This is a genomic window from Halobaculum sp. MBLA0143 (assembly GCF_041361465.1).
GTDB lineage: Archaea > Halobacteriota > Halobacteria > Halobacteriales > Haloferacaceae > JAHENP01.
The window spans coordinates 2657962-2674929 of sequence record NZ_JBGKAC010000001.1 but is presented as its reverse complement, the minus strand read 5'-3'; the positions used below and the strand labels follow the sequence as shown (position 1 = coordinate 2674929).

Here is a 16968-nt window from a genome sequence, read left to right as displayed (position 1 = left end):
GTGCGGGACGCGGCGAGACTCCGGCGACCACCGCGTTTATCGGTGCCGGTCGGCCAGGTGCAGGCGTGACAGACTACACCACGGTCTCGATCCCGAAGGATCTCGCAGACCGCGTCGACCAGACGATCGAGGGGACCAGTTTCTCGTCCACGAGCGACCTCGTCCGGTTCCTGCTGCGCAGCATCGTCATCCAACACCAGCAGTCAGAAGAGACGCTGACGGAGTCCGACTTCGACGAGATCACCGACCAACTCAGAGATCTGGGCTACCTGGAGTGATCTCCGCCAGCGTCTCCGTCACCCGATCCCAGTGACTCCCTTTCCAGAACCACTGCCCGCAGTCGACACACCGCCACAGCCGTTCGCGGTCCCGGTCGTCCGGAACGTACCCCGCTCGCGTGGCGTCCGTCTCGTCGCCGCGCTGGAGTCGCCCGTTGCAGTTGCCACACCGCGCCGGCCGCGCCGCCGGCGTCAGGTCGTACCCCTCGCCCGCGACCGCCACGAGCTGGTCGGTCACGTCGCGTGACCCCAGCAGTAACGGCTCCGGCCCGTCGTCACCCTCTGCTCGTCGCGCCAACGCCACGTCTCGGGTGACGAGCCGGCGACTCTCCGCGACCGCGATCTCCCGGAGTCGGTCGTCGGCCTCTACTCCTCTGTCGAGTGCGTAGGCGGCGTCGTAGCCACACATCCGGAGGTACGACGCCAGCTTCCCGACCATCGCGTCCAACAGGAATCGGTCGACGGCCACGGCTACCCCAGGAACGACCGCAGTCGGTCGTCCGACCAGGCGTTGACCACGTCGTCCGGCTCCGCCCACCCCCGGCGTGCCGTCCGGACGCCGTACCGGACGTTGTCGAACCCCGCCGGCGAGTGGGCGTCCGTGTCGATCGCCACTGGCGCGCCGGCCTCCACCGCCGCCCGCACCGCCTCGCCGTGGAGGTCGAGCCGTGCCGGGTTGGCGTTCACCTCCAACGCCGTGTCGGCGTCCGCCGCGGCCGCCGCCAGCCGTTGGAAGTCCACCTCCAGCCCCGCCCGTTCGTTGATCAGCCGTCCGGTCGGGTGGCCCAGCACGTCCACCGCCGGGTGTTCGACGGCGCGGATCAACCGGTCGGTCGCCGCTCCCTGGAGCGCGGCGTGCGGCGACGCGACGACCAGATCCAGTTCGGCGAGCAGGTCGTCGTCGGTGGTCACGTCGCCGTCGGCGTCCACGTTCGCCTCTACGCCGTGGTAGACGTCGACGTCGGCGTCGGCCGCGACCTCGGCCACCGTCTCTGCCTGTTCCCGGAGCTCGTCGTCCGTCAGCCCGACGTTGCCGAACACCCCCGGTCCGGCGGCGTGGTCGGTGACACAGTGGAACTCGTGGCCCGCCTCCCCGGCGGCGGTGACCATCTCTCGGACGGTGTTGGCCCCGTCCGACCAGTCCGTGTGGGTGTGGAGGTCGCCCCGCACGTCGTCGACGGTCACGAGCGTCGGCAGTTCGTCTGCGTCCGCGGCCACCACCTCGCCGGTGCCTTCGCGGAGCTCCGGCGGGAAGGCGGGCAGGCCCAGGGCGTCGTACACGCCCTCCTCCGTCCGGCCGGCGACTCGCTCGCCGACCCGTTGGCCGGCCTCGGGATCGTCCACGTCGGACACGTCGAACACCCCGTACTCGTTGAGCTTCAGCCCGCGGTCGATCGCCCGGTTGCGGACGACGACGTTGTGGTCCATCGACCCGGTGAAGTACTGGAGCGCGGCGCCGAACTCCTCGGGAACGACCACGCGCACGTCCACGCGGACGCCGTCGGCTCGGACGCTCGCCTTCTGGTCGCCCGCCTCGATCACGTCGTCTGCGGCCGGCCACGACAGGAACCGGTCGATCACGGCCTCGCCGCTCGCGGTGTCGTCGCCGGCGACGCCGTCGGCGGCGACGAGCACGTCCACGTCGCCGACCGTGTCCCGCCACCGCCGGATCGACCCGGCCGTCTCCGCCTCGACGACCGCGTCGTGGGCTTCGAGGTGTGCGAGCAACGACTCCGCGACCGGCCGAGCGTCACCCAGTCGGGTGCGTTCTGCCGCCTCGCGGGCGAACTGGACGTTCTCGCGGATGTTCTGTTCCGTCTTCGCGCCGAACCCGCGCACCTCGCGGATCTCCTCGGCCTCGGCGGCCGCCTCCAGGTCCGCCAGCGTCTCCACCCCTAGTTCCTCGTACAGTGTCCCGACCGTCTTCGGTCCCACCCCTTCGACGCGAGTCAGCGCCTCGATATCCGCCGGTAGTTCCGCCCGCAGCTCCGCCAGCTCCTCGATCTCGCCGGTGTCGACGTACTCGACGATCTTCGAGGCGATGGCGTCGCCCACGCGGTCGATCTCGGCGACCGCCTCCGGGCCGTCTGCGGCCAACCCCTCGACGGCACCGGGGTACTCCCGGACGTTCTCGGCCGCTCGCCGGTAGGCGCTGGGCTTGTACTCGACGCCCGTCGCCTCCAGCCGGTCGGCGAACTCTTCGAGCAGTGCCGCGATCTCGTCGTTACGCATACTCAGATTCCTCGTGTCGTGCCGTCCGTGTCGTCTCGCCCGAGCGCCTGCTGGAGGAACGACACCCAGCGCTGGTGGTCGGCCGCCTCCTGACGCCGTTCTTCCGCCTCCAGGTCGACCGGCTGGAGCTGTTCGAGCGCGTTCAGCGCTCGGTCGATCCCGACGATCCCCTCGACGAGCCGTTCGCCCTCCTCGAAGGAGATCTCTCCCTCCTCGATCCGTTCGAGCCGTTCGCGGCGTTCGCGTCTGAGGTTCCGTTTCGCGCGGTCGACCCGGTCGCGCTCGCCCGACGGAATCGTCTCTCGGCGCTTGATCTCGAAGACGAACTCCTGGAGGTCGATCCGTTCGCCTTGGACCTCCGTCTCCTCCGGGAGCGAGACGCCGACCGTCGCCGAGTCGCGCTCGACCCGTTCCAACAGTTGCTTGCGCTCGTACTCCCTCACGACTCCCCGTTGGGTCGCCGGCGTCTTCTCTCCTTCGGGCGCGGCGACGACGCGACGGCCAAAGCTTCATGATCGCCGCTGTCCCCCGTCGGAGCGTGCCACCGAGTCGTCAGACCGCCGTCGCGGCCACGTTCCTGGGGCTGGCCGCGGTCACGGCGGCGGTGCTCGCCGAGGTGTTGGCCACCGTCGTGTTCGCGGTGACGCTGGCGTACGTCCTCCTGCCGCTCCGGGGCGCCGTGGCGCGCCGGGGCTCTTCGGCACGGGTCGCGGCCGGCGCCGCGACGACGCTCGCCTCGCTCGTCGCCGTCGCGTTCGTACTCCCGCCGGCGTTCGTCCTCTACCAGCGCCGCCGCGCGGTCGTCGCGGTGTTCGAGTCGCTGCCGTCGGTGATCCCGATCACCGTCGGCGAGACCACGGTTCGTGTCGCCGTCGCGCCGTTGATCGACACCGGCCGCGAGGCCGTCACCGGGCTGGCGCTGACCGTCGCGGCCGCCGCCCCGGTGATCGTCCTGAAGGCGGTCGTGCTCGTCCTCCTGGTGTACGGGCTCCTCTACCGCCCGGCGGCGATCCGGACGGCCGCCACCCGGGCGCTGCCGGATCGCTACCACGACGTGTTGTTCGCGCTAGACCGGCGCGCGGCCGAGACGCTCCGGGCGATCTACGTGCTCCAGGCCGCCACCGCCGCCGGCACGTTCCTCCTCGGGACGGTGACGTTCTGGCTGCTGGGGTACGACTCCCCGGTCGTGCTCGGGGTGTTCTCCGGGTTGTTGCAGTTCGTCCCGATCCTGGGCCCGTCCGTCGTGATCGGCGTGTTGGCGGTGCTGGACCTGCTCGCGGGCGACGTGACCGGCGCGGTCGTCGTCTCGGTCGTCGGGTTGGTCGTCGTCGGCTTCCTCCCGGACGCGGTGATCCGCACCCGGCTCGCGGAGTACACGACGGAGCTCCCGGTGTCGCTGTACTTCGTCGGCTTCGTCGGCGGCGTCCTCACGGTCGGCGCCGTCGGGTTCGTCCTCGGACCGCTCGTCGTCGCCTTACTGGTGGAGACCGTCGTCCTGCTCTCGGACGGCGTGGCCCGCGCCCGTGCCAGACGACAGGTCGCGGCCGACCGCAGCACGGACGACGACGGTCCGAACGAGGAGGCGTGAAGCGTCGCTGTCGAGCCGTACTAAGAGAACTCGGAGGCGGATCGCGAGCGATCAGCGGACCCGATCAGTCGTCGGCCGGGCCGGTCTCGATGGGAGCGTCCACGAGGTTGCCCCACTCCGTCCAGGAGCCGTCGTAGTTGACGGTCTGGTCGGCGCCGACGAGCTCGTGGAGCGCGAACCACGCCACCGACGAGCGCTCGCCGATCCGGCAGTAGGCGACGATCTCCTCGTCACCCTCCGCCAGCACGTCCTCGTACAGCTCCTCGAGCTCCCCTTGCGTCTTGAACGTCCCGTCGTCGTTCGTGACGGACGCCCACGAGATGTTGCTCGCCCCGGGGATGTGGCCGCCGCGCTGGGCGGTCTCCTGGAGGCCCGGCGGGGCGAGGATCTCGCCGGAGAACTCCTCGGGCGAACGAACGTCCACGAGCGGGACGTCCTCGTCGACGGCGTCTTCGACGTCCGAGCGGTACGCCCGGATCGACTCGTCCGGCTCGTCGGCCTCGTACTCCGTCGCGGAGAACTCGGGCACCTCGTCGGTCACCTCGTAGTCGTGATCCAGCCAGTACTCTCGGCCACCGTCCAGCAGCCGGACGTCGTCGTGGCCGTAGTACTTGTACTGCCAGTAGGTGTAGGCGGCGAACCAGTTGGAGTTGTCCCCGTACAGCACCAGGGTGGTGTCGTCGGAGATCCCGTGTTCCGCGTTCAGCGCCTCGAAGTCCTCCTGGGAGAGCACGTCGCGTCGGGTCTGGTCCTGGAGGTCCGTCTCCCAGTTGAAGCCGATGGCACCGGGGGCGTGACTCTCGTCGTACGCCTCCGTGTCTACGTCCACCTCCACCAGACGGTGGGCGGGGTCGTCCGACTGGAACTCGTCCAGTCGCTCCGCGACCCAGTCTGCACTCACGAGCACGTCCGAATCGTAGTCTGACATCGTAGTCCACAGTACGACCGCCTCCGTCATAAACACCACACACGCCGGAGAGAGCGGCCGTCCGTCCCGACCACCGACAATTGTTTCCGGTTTCTCGCTGCACTCTGGCCGGTGTGTCGTCCGGCCGCCCCCGACGGCGGCCCCGTCCCGCTCGACCCCCGTCTACCCCCCCCCGCCCGTTCCCACCCGCTCTCGCAGAAAACCAGTAGTAATTGCTCGTTGTTCGGACGCGGCTCCGGTTCGGAAGGGGTGAAATGCCGGGCGGTCCAACGCTCGGTATGGACGTGTTTCTGGACCACGAGCGCGTCGCGGCCCGGGACGACCTCCGGGTCGTGGACGCGCGCGACGGCTGGGAGTTCGACGGCATCGGCCACATCCCGGGCGCGGTGTCCGTCCCGTTCGACGAGTTTCGCGCCGAAGACGGCGACGAGGGGATGCTCCCGGGCGCCGAGCGGTGGGCCGGACTGCTGTCGGCGGCCGGCGTCGCCGCGGACGACTCCATCCTCGCGTACGACGACACCCACGGCGTGTTCGCCGCCCGGTTCCTCGTCACGGCGCTGGCGTACGGTCACGACCCGGAGCAGTTGTTCCTGTTGGACGGTGACTACTCCGCCTGGAGCCGGGAACGCCCCGTCTCCCGGACGGCCACCGAGCCGACGACGACGGACTACGAGCCGCGCGAGCCCGAGACGGACCCGTTCGTCGACTACGAGACCGTCCGCGCGGCCGTCGACGGCGACGCGCTGCTCGTGGACACCCGCGAGCCCGAGGAGTACGACGCCGGCCACCTTCCCGGCGCGGTCCAGCTCGACTGGCGGGAGCTGGTCGACACGGACGGCTCCCGCGGGCTGTACCCCCGCGACCGACTGGAGACGACCCTGGCGGACCACGGGATCGACCGCGACCGTCGGATCGTGTTGTACTGCAACACCGCCCGCCGGATCAGCCACACCTACCTCGTCTTACGACACCTCTCGTACGACCGGGTGGCGTTCTACGAGGGGAGCCTCACGGAGTGGGAACGCCGCGGTGGCCCCGTCGAGTGAGGGTGTCGAGACGTTCCAGATCTTCGATAACGAAACGAATCTATCGAGTGGGTGCCGTCTTGCGGTTCTCGGCTCCCCGGCCCGGCGAGTTTTCACCGATTGGGAAGCGTCACGCGGTCGACGAATCGCGGTGAAGAGTCGTGCGGTTTTATCACTCTGTCGGCCCAGAGGCAGTACACCCGGTTACGGCCGGGCGACCCGCGACGGTGAGCGGGTGTGGAGCGACGGACCGAGGCGCGCGTCCGGGGACCGTGCCGTGCTCCGTCGAAGACCGACCGCCCCCTACCAGGTGGGGCCGTGTGCTAGCTGTGCGGTTCGCTGGCGCCCCGTGGGCGCCATTCGTTCCTCCGCTCTCGAGCGACGGCTCGGTACGGCTCCGTACGTGACTCTCTCGCACGGGTCACCACCGCCGCGACCCGGTCGTCGCGGCTCCACCGGAAACCGGGGGGTCGATTACGCCGGGGCACGAGTGTGGCCGACGGACGAGAGCCAGCGTTGTGGCCGCCCGTCCGGTTGTGGCGGCTGCCGGCCGGGGCCCCACAGTCGAGCGGGTGTAGAGACAAACCTATTACCATCACAATATGTGTGTTGATAGATACCCAGTAGACGAAAGATTACCGCGGCAATCTGTGGGGCCGTCGGGACGGTCACCGGGCGTCAGTCGATCCGTCGCGGAGCGCAGCGGACACTCGGACGGAGGGTTCACTCCACCGACGCACCGACCGACGCGACGGCGACGTGGCCGACGCGACACGGCCGATCCGACCGCAGGGGCTCGACAGACCGGGAGCTCGACCTCGAGCTGGACGTGACCGTCGCGCGGGTGGGCCCGACCGGTCGACGAGGCCGGTGGGAGGTCATCGCGTCGGGCGACCGAGTCGTCTACTCGGTGGCCGGCGGTCGGCTCGACGTCTCCGATGCGCCGGCGGGCTCGGTCCGCGGTATCGTCGGGACGACACTCGGAGACGAGAGCTGGGTCGTCGAGAACGGAGAGAGTCCGTTGCTAGCGGTCGGCGACAGCGTGATCTGCTCGCTGGGCGACGGCGTCGCCGCGTTCGAGCCCGCGACGGCGGTCTCTGCTGGCGGTACACGGACGGGGAGTACCCGACGCTCGCGGGTGGACTCGTCTGTACCACCTCCGGTCACACGTTGTTCGGCCTCGACCCGCGCGACGGCCGACGCCGTTGGAAGACGGAGAACTTCGCCGACGGGAGCCAGTTCGAGTACACCGTCTCGAAGCTCGCGGGAGACGAGCGACTCCTGTGTGGCGTCCGGACGGTCGAGTACGACACCGACTCGCTCGTCGCGTTCGACCCGACGAACGGGACGGTCCGGTGGCGCGGGAACACCGGCCCCTGCCGACAGCCGCCGGTCGTCGGCGACGAACGGGTGTACACGCTGTCGACCGAGGGGACACTCGCGTCGTTCACTCGCCGCGGCGAGCGTCTGTGGACGCGGGACGCGACCGGGGAGTCGCTGCCCGCCGTCGACGACGGACGACTGTGGAGTGCGACGCCCGGAAGAACGGTCCTCGTCCGCGACGCGGCGACCGGACGCGAGCAGTGGCGGACGACGGTCGGGGACGCGAGACCGTCGCGTCCACTGCTCACCCCGTCGTGTGCGTACGTTCTCGCCTCCGAGTCCGGAACAGAGACACGCCTGCTCGCAGTCGACCGGGCGTCGCGGTCGGTCCGTCGCAGCCAGCGGTGCCGATCACGCCCGAACGGTTGCCCTCGGACACCGTGTCGCCGCTCGTCGCGTCGACGGACGCAATCGTCGTCTGTGAGTCGACGGCTCCGGCAGACGACGAGCGAGGGGGAGTGTACGCGGTGCGGTGAGGTCGTGGCCCGTCGTGCTCGTCTCCTCGCCGTTCGAAGCCCACTCTCGCTACACGGGTGCCCGTTCTCGGGGGGAGCCGTTCTCCCCCAGTCGAGGTCGTTCGCCGAACTTCCGGTCCCGCCCTCTCGTGTGTGAGATTCCGTGGCCAATCGTTATCCCCGTGGCACGCCAACGGCGCGTATGGACGTACTCGTCACAGGAGCGACGGGGTTCGTCGGGAGTCGGCTCGTGCCGGCGCTCCGTGACGCGGGCCACGACGTGACGGCGCTGACGCGGGACGCGGCGAGCTACGACGCCCCCGACGGGGTGTCGGTCGCCGAGGGTGACCTGTTGGAGCCTGGATCGTTCGACGACGCGCTCGCCGGCCAGGACGCAGCGTACTACCTCGTCCACTCGATGGACGCGGGCGACGACTTCGCCGAACGGGACCGCCGGGCCGCCCGGTACTTCACCCAGGCGGCCGGCGACGCCGGAATCGACCGAGTGATCTACCTCGGTGGGTTGGGCGACGACGACGACGACCTCTCGGAACACCTCCAGTCGCGTCGCGAGGTGGAGTACCTCCTCGCGGACGGGGAGCCGTCCGTGACGGTGTTGCGCGCCGGCATTCTGGTCGGCGAGGGCGGCGTCTCCTGGCGTATGGTGCGACAGTTGGCCTCTCGGCTGCCGGTGATGGTGACACCGCGGTGGGTGGACACGGAGTGTCAGCCGATCTACGTCGACGACGCCGTCGACTACCTCGTCGGGGTGTTGGGAGAGCCCGAGACCGCGGGCGAGACGTACGAGATCGGCGGCCCGGACGTGCTCACCTACCGAGAGATGCTGCGACGCACCCGCGAGACGATCGGCGGGCACCTGTTGGTCTTCCCCGTGCCCGTGTTGACGCCGAAGCTCTCCTCGGGGTGGGTGAGCCTCGTCACGGACGTGCCGTCGACCATCGTCCGACCGCTCGTGGACGGGCTGCGCAACCCGGTCGTCGTCCGTGACGACTCCATCCGCGACCACGTCGCCCCGGAGCTCACGCCGTTCGACGAGTCCGTTCGGCGGGCGCTGGCGGCGCGGGCCGGCCGGACACGACGCGTCGACGCACCGTCGCCGACGGACGGGGGGTCGACGGCCGACGGCGTCGAGGAACGGGCGAGCGAGCCCGGTCAGGAGGGAGCGGAGGCGTGAACGAGGACACCGTCGCGGCGGAGCCGGACGGGGAGCAGCCGGCGTCGGCCGACGGTGGCCCCGGCCACGCCCGGGTAGACAGTCGCCCGGCACGAGGGGAGCCGGCGCGGGACCCGACCGACGAGCCGTCGTTCGGCGACGCCTGGGTGTACGAGAGCATCGTGAGCGCACTGCCGGCGGCGAACCTGGCCGGCGGCCCGGCGATCGCGCTCCAGTTGGGCGTGTTCACGGTCGCGGTGTTCGTCGTCGCGGTCGCGTACGACCTCTGGACCGCGGTCGTCCCGGGGCTGGCGGCCATCGGCGTCGCCGCGGTCGGGAGCTACCTGATGCTCCAGTTCGGGGACGCCAGCCGGACGGCGGAGGCGCCGCCGCGTTACTATCGGCTGCTGTACGGCTCCAGCATCGAGGTCGTGCTCGCGGTGCTGGCGTTCATCGCGTTGTTGACACACCTGTTCGTGTACGAGCCGCAGTTCGTCGGCCAGCCGTCGCCGCTCGCGACCCTGCTGCCCGCGGCCGTGACGACAGCCGACGAACCGCTTATGCAGGCGTTGTTCGGCCGGGAGCCGCCCATCGTCGCGGTGTACCTCACGTTGCTCGTCCTGTGGGACCTCTGTTACCGGATCGGCACCTCCTGGTGGGCGGCCGTCGTGTCGTTGTACCGGGAGATCCGGCTGGCGCGGTCGGCGGAGTCGGCCTCGACGTTCCGGCGGCTGGACGTGTTGAACGTCGGGTTCGCCGGCACACAGGTGCTCCTCGTGCCGTTCCTGTTGGACCGCCCGGTGTTGTTCCTCGCGGTCACCGGACACGTCCTGGCGGTGGCGGTCGTCTCCGGCGCGGCGCTGACGCTGTCGCTGCGTAACGCCGCTGCGGCCGGGGGTTGAAGTACGAGTCGGCCCTCTCTGTACCCGTGGACGCGCCCGACGACGAGACGGACTTCCAGTGGGTCACGCGGTTCGCGGACGGCGACACGCCGGACGCGAGCGAGACGGCGGAGTCGTCGGTGCGCGTCGGACTGTCGCGCGTAGAGTCGGAGCCGTTGGGCGGGTGGGACGCCGTGCCGGACGACCCGCCGCCGACAGCGTCTGCCCACGACGACGACGGGGTCGCCGTCCCGGCGCCGCCACGGGCCTGGCGCGACGGCGACCCGACGGGGGCAGACTGGTGGCGACTGTTGACCCGAGCGACTCTGGTGTCGGTCGCGCTCCTCGTGGCGTGGTCGCTGCCGGTGGCGGCACTGGACGCGACCGCTCGGTTCGCCCCCGCGGCCGTGTCGTTCCCGGTCGCGGCCGGACTCGTCGGGCTCGCGGCCGCCGCGGCCGTGACCCGGTTCGTCGTGGTGCCGTTGGCGCTGTCGCGAGACGCCCGACTCGTCGCCGAGACGGACGCCGTCCGGTGGTCGCCTGACCGCCGTCGGTACCTCCTCGGGGCCGTGGTGTTCACCACCGGCACCTGCCTGTACTACCTCTATCAACGGAGCCGCCACGTCGGCAACCCACGGCTCCCGGTCGGGGAGCGACTACTCCGCTACGAGGGCCAGCGTGTCGCCTCGAACTGGTGGGCGGTGGTCGCGGTCGCCGTCGCTGCCGGCACGCTCGCCGGCGGCGCCGCGACGAGGGCCGCGGGGCTGCCCGTCCCGGTGCGACTCGTCCGGACGGCGCTCGGCGGGCCGTTGCTGTCGCTCGCGGGCGCAGAGGCGTTCGTGACCGCCTCGATGTCGCTCCCACGCCCGGTGGATGTGGCCGTCGGCGGGCCGGCGCTGGCGGCCGGGGCGCTCGCGGCGTTCCTCCGGCTCGTCGCGCTCCCGGTGGCACTGTACGCGGACGCGACGGCGGTGCGTCGGTCGGAGGCGGCCTGGGAGCCGTTGGCGCTGTGGTACGCCGTCACCGGCTGGGTGTTCGCCGTGCCGACGGCGGTCGTCTACCTCGGGCGTCGCTACGGCCGGACGCGTTCGGCCGGCGACGACGACGGCGGATAGAAAGGACTTTGACGGAATTCGCCGAAGGTGAGGGTCGCATGACGAACCTCTGGGAGGACTTGGAGACCGGTCCGGACGCGCCCGAACAGATCTACGCGGTCGTGGAGTGTCTCAAGGGTGAGCGGAACAAGTACGAGTACGACAAGGACGTGCCCGGCGTGGTGCTGGACCGGGTGCTCCACTCGAACGTCCACTACCCCGCCGACTACGGGTTCATCCCGCAGTCGTACTACGACGACGGCGACCCGTTCGACGTGCTCGTGCTCGTGGAAGACCAGACGTTCCCCGGTTGCGTGATCGAGGCCCGCCCGGTCGCGCTGATGGGGATGGACGACGACGGCGAGAAGGACGACAAGGTGATCGCCGTCCCGAGCGAGGACCCACGGTACGACCACATCGAGGATCTCGACGACGTGCCCCAGCAGACGCTCGACGAGATCGAGGAGTTCTTCGGCACCTACAAGAACTTAGAGGAGGGCAAAGAGGTCGAGACCCTGGGGTTCGAGGACCGCGAGGCCGCCCTCGACGCCATCGAGCACGCCCAGGAGCTGTACGACGAGGAGTTCGCCTGAGCCCGGCGACCCCTCGGTATTCTCACGGCGCATAGCGACCCCCTCGCCGGATGAGTTATGCACATGGGTAATGTCTTACGGGTGGAGGCGTTAGGTTCGGCCATGGCAACCAGAGACACCGGGCGTCCGGCGGTGGGGGTCGACCACCCGACGGTGGTTCCGACGAACTTCGAGCCGACGGTCGACGGGGACGAAGACGACGAGACGTAGGCGTCGTGGCGACGACCGTCCCTCTCGGGAGCGCACGCAGGCCGAAGGGCTATAGGGCGCGCCCGACTAACTCGGACAATGGCTCAGTGTGACGAGTGCGGCGAGTACGAGAACTTGCCGTACCAGTGTCACCGTTGCGGACAGACGTTCTGTGCGGAACACAGGCTCCCGGAGAATCACGACTGTCCGGGCGTGAACGACCAGTGGGACGACCCGGACGGTGTGTTCGACTCCGGGTTCGACGACTCGTTGTCCGAGTCCTCACAGCCGAGCTCGGGCGGGCTGGTCGACTCCGTCCGGTCGTCGATCCGTGGCGCGACCGACACCGGCGGTCTCATGGGGTACTTCCGCGGCAACGTCACCTACAGTGTGCTCGGGCTGATGTGGGTGGTGTTTGTCTTCCAGTACGTCCTCTACCCGCTCGTCGGCATTGCGGCCCCCTCGGGCCCCTTCCCCGGTGACCCGTTGTGGCGGGCGTCGTTCGTCCTCACGGCCCAGCACCCGGAGTTCGTCTGGACGTGGTTCACGTCGATTCTCTCACACGGCGGCTTCACCCACATCGCGTTCAACAGCATCGCGCTGTACTTCTTCGGGCCCGTCGTGGAGCGACGGCTGGGTTCCAAGCGGTTCGCCGCCCTGTTCGTCGCCGCGGGCGTCGTCGCCGGGCTCGCCCAGATCGGCGTGGGTGCGTTCCAGGGCACCACGGCGGGCGTGCTCGGTGCCTCCGGCGCGATCATGGCCGTGATGGGCGTGTTGACCGTCCTCCGGCCGAACCTGAAGGTGTACCTCTACTTCATCCTCCCCGTCCCGCTGTGGCTGCTCACCTTCGGCTTCGCCGGCTTCTCCGTGATCTCCGGCTTCTCCAGTCTCGCCGGCGGCGGCAACGTCGCCCACCTCGCGCACCTGGCCGGGCTCGCCATCGGGCTCGCGTACGGCTCCCGCATCCGTGGCGAGCAGCGTGCCCCCGAGGAACTCCGGCTCGGTAGCGGCGGCGGCGGTCCCGGTGGCCCCGGTGGTCCCGGCGGCCCCGGCGGCCGCTTCTAGCGTGGTCGACGTCACGCGCCCCCGGTTCCGGCCGGACCCGGACGCCTCCCGCGAGGCGATGGAGCGACTCCAGTCGGAGATCGCCGCGACCGCGCTGTTCGACGACCACCTCGCCTTCGACCCCGAGACGGTCGTCGACGGCTCCGACCCCGCGGTCGCTGGCGACGTGGAGCCCCCGCTCGTCGCCGGCGTCGACCAGGCGTTCCACGACGACCGGGCGATCTCGGCGATCGTCGTCTCCCGCGGCCGGGAGGTGGTCGAACGCACCCACGCCGTCACGCCCGTCTCTATCCCCTACGTCCCTGGCCTGTTGGCGTTCCGGGAGGGCGGCCCGATCGTCGCGGCGTTGTCCGAACTCGACACCGAGCCGGATCTGTACCTCTTCGACGGCAGCGGACGCGTCCACTACCGCCAGGCCGGGCTGGCGACCCACGTCGGCGTCGCCGTCGACGCGCCCGCCGTCGGCGTCGCCAAGAGCCTCCTCTGTGGCAGTCTCGGCGCCGACCCCGACGGCCAGCCGGCGGGCTGGCGCACACCCATCTCCGCCGACGGCGACGTGGACGCGCCCGAGGGGACGACGCTGGGCTACGCCGTCCAGACCCGGCAGTTCGACGCCCGTCCGGTGGTCAACCCCCTGTACGTCAGCCCCGGACACCGAGTGGGGGCCGAGACTGCCGCCGACCTCGTCGAACGACTCTGTGACGGCTACAAGCTCCCCGAGCCGACTCGTCGTGCCGACGCTCTCGCCGACGACGTGAAGTCGTCGTTTTGAGGGTTCTCCCTTCGACTCTGTAGCTACACGGCGTGTACGACTGCGCTCGGGCGAACGCTCGTCCCGGGGGGTTCGCGGTGCTCGCGGTTCTACGGGCACAGTGAGCGCCGTGAACGAGACGGCTGGGGAGGGGTCCGAGCCCGACCGAGGGGAGGCACCGACTGCGAGCGGCGAACGGGGTGAGCTGCGAGCGGAGGCTGCGTCGCGGTGCCGTGGGGGGTAGAACTGAAACGGGCGCCGGGCTCTCGGGCCGGCTGTGGTCCCGCACCCGCCGAGCCAGGCCCGATATCCGGGTCCTCGCACCACCGGTCACTCCCTGCACCGAACACGAACCTCGGACCGACGGATCACCGAACCGGAGCCCACGACTCGACTGACAACAGCCGACGGGTTCAAGCGGCAGGCCGCCCGAGTGGAGCCCAGTGGCGACGCCCCTGCGATTCCGGTACAGACCGGGCAACTGGACACACGACCGTGTGCGTCGTGATCTGTACGCGAACTTAGACGAGAACCTCGGCGCGACGGCGGGAGACCCGTGGTTCGCGCCCCCGGACGGCTACGAGGCCAGGCGGTTCGACATGGACGACGGGAGTATGGCGTTGTTCTGTTGGACGGACGGTGACGCGGGGCCGACGGGAACGGGCGGCGGGCCGGGCGGCTACTGGCTGGGGAACACGGAGACCCCGCCCGAACTGTGGCGGACGGAGAAGTACGGCTTCGCCGAGGTGCCGGAGCCGGTGTCGGACTGGGGCCACCGGGAACTGATGGCGGTGTTACACGAGGCGGAGCCGTGGCTGGAGGCGTACCCGACGCTGTCGTGGTTCTTCCTGCCGGTGTTGTGTTCGAAGGACGGCGCCGAGACGACACGACGGTTCTTCCGGGAGACGGCGGCCGGGTTCCCGGACGCGAGCCGGGAGGAGGCGCTGTCGTTCTACGAGTCGTTCCTCGCCGAGGGCGTGTTGGACCCGTACCGCGAGGAGATGGCGGCGAAGCTGGGCACCTCACAGCAGTTCGACCGCACGCGGATGACGGCGACGATGGGGGAGTTCGACGCCGCGTGGCTGTTGACCCGGGCAGGCTACGACCTGACGCCGGAGATCGAGGTGTCGACGGACCACGTCATCGACTACCGCGCGAACCGCGAGGGGGGAACGACCGCGCTCGTGGAGGTGACGCGCCCGGTGCCGACGAGTCGTCGCCGCGCAGACTCCCCGTTGCGTGCGCTGCGCGACACCGTCGGGACGAAGACGGACGGCCAGCTGGCGGCCCACGGCGGCGGCATCACCCTGTTCGTCGACTGCTCGTCGTTCCACGACGACGACTGGAACCGGCTGTACGGCGAGCAGCCCGCCGTCGGCCACCGGCCGGCGGTCGTCTTCCGTGTGCGTCCGTCCGGTTGGGTCCAAGGGTACACGGTCGGGAGTGTGCCGTTGGACGTAGAGCCGTAGGGGATCGACGGTGCAGTGGCTCGACGTGTGGCCGACGGTAGCCGGTACCTACACACTCTTGGAGTCGAAACGAGCAGTCGTGACAGTACTGGCGTTCGCACGGGCGGATACGCCGACGGTGACGACGACCGACACCGTCCAGGTTGCCTCACGGCGAATGGCAGAGGCGGGCGTCGACAGCGTCGTCGTCGTGAGCGCCGGCTCCGGCGGCTCCGGTGGCTCCCCCGACTCCCCCGACGACCGCCGGGTCGCGGGCGTGGTCGATGATCGGGACGTGGTGCGGCTCGTCCGGGCCGGGGGCGACCCGGCGACGACGGCCGCGACGGCGATCGACTGCCGGGTGGAGACGATCTCGGCCGACGCCGGGGTGTTCGAGGCGGTCCGACGACTGGACGAGACCGGCGCGCGGTGTCTCCCGGTCGTCGCCGACGGCGAACTCCGCGGTGTCGTCACGCCGTCGGACATCGTGGTCCTCCTGGCCGAGGAGATCGGCGAGGTAGCCGGCACTGTCGACTTCGACCCGGACGAACCGTTGGCGAGCGAACACACCGACGCCGAGGAGGCGGTCGACACCGCCGAGCGGCCCGACGCCGACTCCGCGAACGCGACGGACGACCGCTAGTCCCCGAGCCGTTCGAGTCGTTCGCGGGCCGTCTCGCCGTCGGGCGCCAGGACGACCGGTCCGGCTCCGTCCGAGACCGCGACGACTTCCGTCTCCGCCCCGACCGTGGCGACACCGTCGGCGACGCGCAACTGTCCCGTGTCGACGTCCGGTGTGACCCCGACGGCGACGCGGGTCGCCGGTGTGCCCTCACGAACCGCGAGCAGCGTCTCCGACAGCGACTCCTCGCGGCCGAACGCGACGCCCGACTCCGTCACTGTCGCCACGTCGTCGACAGTCTCCGCGTACGGCGTCGCGGCGGCGACTCGGTCGCCGACAGCCTGGAACGCCGACGACTCGCGGACGGCGGTCAGTGTCTCCCGGGTGGCCTCGCGTGCCGCCTCGTCCCGGAGTTCGACGGCGTGGTTGACCGCGCCGGGGCCGTCACCGACCGCGAGGGGGTACCGCACCGCCCGCGCGAGGCGGTCGGTCGCGGCGTCGACGGCCGCGGTCGTCGTCGCGCCGCCCGCGAGTTCCGCCGCGATCGCACTCGACAGGGTGCACCCGGAGCCGTGTGTCGCGTCCGTGTCCACCCGTGGGTGGGTGAACGTGTCCGTCTCGGTGTCGTCGTCGCCACGCCGGACGAGCACGTCTCGGACGGGATCGGTCTCGACGTGGCCGCCCTTGACGAGCGCTGCGTCGGCACCGGACGCCACCAACTCCTCACCCACCTGTCGGAGGTCGTCGGCCGACTCCGGCTTGACGCCGGTGAGTACCGTCGCCTCGCCGGCGTTCGGCGTCACGACCGCCGACTCGGCGAGCAGGGTCTCGTAGGCGGACTCCGCGGCCGGGTCCAACAAGCGGTCGCCCGACGCGGCCACCATCACCGGGTCGACGACGAACGGCACGTCCCGCTCCCGGGCGTACTCCGTCACGAGCTCCACCATCTCGGCAGTGGCGAGCATCCCGGTCTTGACGGCCGCCACGTCGAAGTCGTCGAAGACGGCGTCGAGCTGCGCCCGGACCTCCGCGACCGGGAGAACGTGTGTCGACGCCACCCCACGGGTGTTCTGGGCCGTGACGCTGGTGACGACGCTCGTGGCGAACGCGCCACACGCCGTCGCGGTGACGACGTCCGCCTGGACCCCGGCGCCGCCGCCGGAGTCGCTGCCCGCGACTGTCAGCACCACCGGCCTGTCGTCTGGTGCGGTCTCTCGCATACGACCACGTAGTACAACCGTGTCGTAACCTCTTTCGGATCG

Annotated in this window: 17 protein-coding genes and 1 pseudogene; 13 read left to right on the top strand and 5 right to left on the bottom strand. The window is 70.5% G+C overall.

Features of this window, described 5'->3' with window-relative positions:
• Positions 1–65 precede the first annotated feature (65 nt).
• Positions 66–278 (top strand): ribbon-helix-helix domain-containing protein, encoded by a 213-nt coding sequence (locus RYH79_RS13840; RefSeq protein ID WP_370900097.1) that lies wholly within the window; start codon positions 66–68, stop codon positions 276–278.
• Here RYH79_RS13840 and RYH79_RS13835 read toward each other — a convergent pair.
• Genes RYH79_RS13835 through RYH79_RS13825 form a run of 3 tightly spaced genes read right to left on the bottom strand, consistent with a single transcriptional unit; the run spans position 253 to position 2953 of the window.
• Positions 253–747: a Mut7-C RNAse domain-containing protein gene (locus RYH79_RS13835; protein WP_370900095.1), complete on the bottom strand. Its 495-nt coding sequence runs from the start codon at positions 745–747 to the stop codon at positions 253–255. The two genes, RYH79_RS13840 and RYH79_RS13835, sit on opposite strands and share 26 nt — an antisense overlap.
• A gap of 2 nt (positions 748–749) precedes the next feature.
• Positions 750–2510, bottom strand: coding sequence for a DNA polymerase/3'-5' exonuclease PolX (polX, locus tag RYH79_RS13830; protein ID WP_370900093.1), 1761 nt, complete (start codon positions 2508–2510; stop codon positions 750–752).
• A gap of 2 nt (positions 2511–2512) precedes the next feature.
• A complete protein-coding gene (locus tag RYH79_RS13825; protein ID WP_370900091.1) occupies positions 2513–2953 on the bottom strand; it encodes a DUF5788 family protein in 441 nt (146 codons plus the stop codon).
• 95 nt (positions 2954–3048) lie between these two features.
• On the opposite strand from RYH79_RS13825, the gene RYH79_RS13820 reads away from it, so the two are divergent.
• On the top strand, positions 3049–4098 hold the full coding sequence (locus RYH79_RS13820) for an AI-2E family transporter (RefSeq protein ID WP_370900089.1): 1050 nt from the start codon (positions 3049–3051) through the stop codon (positions 4096–4098).
• Positions 4099–4162: 64 nt separating this feature from the next.
• Here RYH79_RS13820 and RYH79_RS13815 read toward each other — a convergent pair whose 3' ends face one another.
• Complete coding sequence (locus RYH79_RS13815; protein ID WP_370900087.1) at positions 4163–5026, bottom strand: sulfurtransferase; 864 nt, start codon at positions 5024–5026, stop codon at positions 4163–4165.
• A gap of 278 nt (positions 5027–5304) precedes the next feature.
• On the opposite strand from RYH79_RS13815, the gene RYH79_RS13810 reads away from it, so the two are divergent.
• The 11 genes and pseudogenes from RYH79_RS13810 to RYH79_RS13760 all read left to right on the top strand — a co-directional run bounded on the left by RYH79_RS13810 (position 5305) and on the right by RYH79_RS13760 (position 15727).
• Entirely contained in the window at positions 5305–6072 is a 768-nt protein-coding gene (locus RYH79_RS13810; RefSeq protein ID WP_370900085.1) for a sulfurtransferase, read from the top strand.
• A gap of 738 nt (positions 6073–6810) precedes the next feature.
• Positions 6811–7701: pseudogene (locus RYH79_RS13805) on the top strand (outer membrane protein assembly factor BamB family protein); the annotation flags it as partial.
• 77 nt (positions 7702–7778) lie between these two features.
• Positions 7779–7910, top strand: a complete 132-nt coding sequence (locus RYH79_RS13800; RefSeq protein WP_370900925.1) for a hypothetical protein — start codon at positions 7779–7781, stop codon at positions 7908–7910.
• A 181-nt stretch (positions 7911–8091) separates the two neighbouring features.
• A complete protein-coding gene (locus RYH79_RS13795) occupies positions 8092–9084 on the top strand; it encodes an NAD(P)H-binding protein (RefSeq protein ID WP_370900083.1) in 993 nt (330 codons plus the stop codon).
• Positions 9081–9965 carry a DUF7530 family protein gene (locus tag RYH79_RS13790; RefSeq protein WP_489753354.1) on the top strand — a complete coding sequence of 295 codons (885 nt, stop codon included), beginning with the start codon at positions 9081–9083 and terminating at the stop codon, positions 9963–9965. The genes RYH79_RS13795 and RYH79_RS13790 overlap by 4 nt, the downstream gene beginning before the upstream one ends.
• Positions 9966–9991: 26 nt before the next feature.
• Positions 9992–11059, top strand: a complete 1068-nt coding sequence (locus RYH79_RS13785; protein WP_370900081.1) for a hypothetical protein — start codon at positions 9992–9994, stop codon at positions 11057–11059.
• Positions 11060–11097: 38 nt separating this feature from the next.
• Positions 11098–11631 (top strand): inorganic diphosphatase, encoded by a 534-nt coding sequence (locus tag RYH79_RS13780; protein ID WP_370900079.1) that lies wholly within the window; start codon positions 11098–11100, stop codon positions 11629–11631.
• Positions 11632–11919: 288 nt separating this feature from the next.
• A complete protein-coding gene (locus tag RYH79_RS13775; protein ID WP_370900077.1) occupies positions 11920–12885 on the top strand; it encodes a rhomboid family intramembrane serine protease in 966 nt (321 codons plus the stop codon).
• 58 nt (positions 12886–12943) lie between these two features.
• Positions 12944–13657, top strand: a complete 714-nt coding sequence (locus tag RYH79_RS13770; RefSeq protein WP_370900898.1) for an endonuclease V — start codon at positions 12944–12946, stop codon at positions 13655–13657.
• Positions 13658–14079: 422 nt separating this feature from the next.
• Positions 14080–15105 carry a DUF5784 family protein gene (locus RYH79_RS13765; RefSeq protein ID WP_370900075.1) on the top strand — a complete coding sequence of 342 codons (1026 nt, stop codon included), beginning with the start codon at positions 14080–14082 and terminating at the stop codon, positions 15103–15105.
• Between the two features lie 79 nt (positions 15106–15184).
• Positions 15185–15727 (top strand): CBS domain-containing protein, encoded by a 543-nt coding sequence (locus RYH79_RS13760; protein ID WP_370900073.1) that lies wholly within the window; start codon positions 15185–15187, stop codon positions 15725–15727.
• On the opposite strand, the gene thiD is transcribed toward RYH79_RS13760, so the two are convergent.
• Positions 15724–16926 carry a bifunctional hydroxymethylpyrimidine kinase/phosphomethylpyrimidine kinase gene (gene thiD / locus RYH79_RS13755; protein ID WP_370900071.1) on the bottom strand — a complete coding sequence of 401 codons (1203 nt, stop codon included), beginning with the start codon at positions 16924–16926 and terminating at the stop codon, positions 15724–15726. The two genes, RYH79_RS13760 and thiD, sit on opposite strands and share 4 nt — an antisense overlap.
• Positions 16927–16968: the final 42 nt, after the last annotated feature.

What these genes read in the sequence shown, in the direction of transcription:
- polX (WP_370900093.1), bottom strand. Translation starts at nt 2,510, where the DNA reads ATGCGTAACGACGAGATCGCGGCACTGCTCGAAGAGTTCGCCGACCGG.
- RYH79_RS13815 (WP_370900087.1), bottom strand. Translation starts at nt 5,026, where the DNA reads ATGTCAGACTACGATTCGGACGTGCTCGTGAGTGCAGACTGGGTCGCG.
- RYH79_RS13810 (WP_370900085.1), top strand. Translation starts at nt 5,305, where the DNA reads ATGGACGTGTTTCTGGACCACGAGCGCGTCGCGGCCCGGGACGACCTC.
- RYH79_RS13795 (WP_370900083.1), top strand. Translation starts at nt 8,092, where the DNA reads ATGGACGTACTCGTCACAGGAGCGACGGGGTTCGTCGGGAGTCGGCTC.
- RYH79_RS13780 (WP_370900079.1), top strand. Translation starts at nt 11,098, where the DNA reads ATGACGAACCTCTGGGAGGACTTGGAGACCGGTCCGGACGCGCCCGAA.
- RYH79_RS13775 (WP_370900077.1), top strand. Translation starts at nt 11,920, where the DNA reads ATGGCTCAGTGTGACGAGTGCGGCGAGTACGAGAACTTGCCGTACCAG.
- RYH79_RS13770 (WP_370900898.1), top strand. Translation starts at nt 12,944, where the DNA reads ATGGAGCGACTCCAGTCGGAGATCGCCGCGACCGCGCTGTTCGACGAC.
- thiD (WP_370900071.1), bottom strand. Translation starts at nt 16,926, where the DNA reads ATGCGAGAGACCGCACCAGACGACAGGCCGGTGGTGCTGACAGTCGCG.